General features: G+C 63.8%; 1 protein-coding gene and 1 pseudogene. Both read right to left on the reverse strand.

Features of this window, described 5'->3' with window-relative positions; translation table 11 throughout:
* Positions 1 to 171: 171 nt before the first annotated feature.
* Positions 172 to 552, reverse strand: a complete 381-nt coding sequence (locus tag EN939_RS32655; RefSeq protein WP_127271640.1) for a hypothetical protein — start codon at positions 550 to 552, stop codon at positions 172 to 174.
* Positions 553 to 665: 113 nt separating this feature from the next.
* Positions 666 to 1814, reverse strand: a pseudogene (locus EN939_RS32660) (caspase family protein); the annotation flags it as partial.

Genomic DNA, 1814 nt, shown 5'->3' on the forward strand with positions numbered 1-1814 from the left:
ACCAGGCATAGACCAGCATGCGCCAGTCGCGGTCGGTGAAGGGGTTGCTCTCCTTCTTGATCTCGTGGGCGCTTGGCCAAGGGAAACCTTCGGTGGTTTCCGCCAGCGCGGGTTTGCCGGCCGGCGCCTTTGCGGCGGCTGCTGTCTGCCTGGTGTTGCCCGTTGGCTTCTTCATCCGCAGCTGTCCAGTTCAATGGTGGCGGAGGGATCCAGCACGATGCCCGGCGTCTCCAGCTTCCGTTTCAGGCATTCCAGTTGCAGGCGCGAAATCATGAACTGCACGTCAGGCTCCGCCGCCCCCTTGTTCGGTGACGGCAAGGCTTCGACGACGCCGCGCGAGGCGCAGTTGCTGAGATCGACGACAACGGCGTCGCTGCCGCTTTTGGCGAACTGGTCGTACTGATCGAGAAAACACGTCGCCAGTTCCGAGTTGGTGACGATCTGCTTGACGCACAGGCCGCAGGCCTCGTCCGCCGAAGCGTTGGCGATCAACAACAGGCCGCCGCCAAGGCCAGCCACCGTTCCACGCCAGGAAAACACAGAATTCTTCACAATCGATCCTATCCGTTTCATCCGGCCGTCATGCGCCAAGACGCGGCCGGGAATGTTCTCATATCGCGCCGATCGCGCAAGAGCCGGCAGAGCCATGCGGCGCCGGCATCCGCTCAGGCGCGCGGCACCGTCTCCATCGGGAAAATCATCACCGCGCCTTTCGGGCCGCTCTTGTCGGCAAGCCGCATCACCGAGCGGGTTGCCGGCGCCATGCCGAGATCGGTCAGCATGTCGGAGAAGCCGGCGGAGCCCATTCCGCGTGTCGCCGCGGCGACGCCGTCCTGCGCCAGGAAGCTCAGATCCTGCTTCTCGCTCCCCGGCGGCGCCTCGGTCAAAACCGCGATCATCCGCTCCATGCCGAAGCTGGTGTCGGTGAAAGCCAGCAGCCCCTCTTCGAGCATGGCTTGCGGGGCGAGGCGTTCGGCAACGATATGGGTGATCGAATAGTCGCTGCCGACATAGAGCACATTGATGTCGACCAGCAGATCCGAGCCGTTCTTGGCCAGCACATGCACTTCGTCGCCCGGCGACACGCGCGGCACAACCGAAGCCTGCAGCGGTTCGAGGCCATCCTTGTCGCGACGTTTGACCTGAAACTGGACGTCGACGTCCTCGGGCTTGTAGTCCGTGGCCGCCGCCAGCCGCGAAAGCCCGGTGGCGCGGAAGATGGTGCGCAGGTTCCTGGCCATTGCATCGGCCAGTTTCTGGCGGTCGTGAATGATGATCAGCGGCGGTTTGCCGCCCTCCTTCAGGCTCACGTCGCCCGATGCCGGCAGGAACCACAGCGCCGGCTTGTCTGTCGCATCCTTGTGGGCACCGGGAACAGCATTCTCGCGCATCACCGCGAGGCGGAGGTCGGCGCTCTTGCCGGGATCGACCAGCTCGATGTTGAAGCCGGTCTCCCTGGCTGTGGCCAGTTCGTCGAGAACCGAATTGACCAGAGCGGTTTCCTTTTCAAGTCCCTTGGCTATGGCCGGCCGCGCCAAGACGAGCTTATAGTCGACGGCGATCTCCGCCACCCGCGCATAGGCGTTGGCGGGAATGTCGGCGAATTTGAGCGCCGGCTTCTTGTCGAACTCGACCGGCTTGACGCGGCTTTCCAGGTTTTTTGCCGACTGCACTTCCAAAAATCCGACAGCGTCGGACAGCGGCGATAACGCCGATGGCAGGATGGCGAGCTTGCTGCCGGGGGTGAGGCGATGCAGCAGTCCGGCGCCGATCGTCGCTTCGCCGTCCTTGATGACGACAGGCCACTGCATGAC

Origin of the sequence: Mesorhizobium sp. M7A.F.Ca.CA.002.05.1.1 (assembly GCF_003998335.1) — a bacterium.
GTDB lineage: Bacteria > Pseudomonadota > Alphaproteobacteria > Rhizobiales > Rhizobiaceae > Mesorhizobium.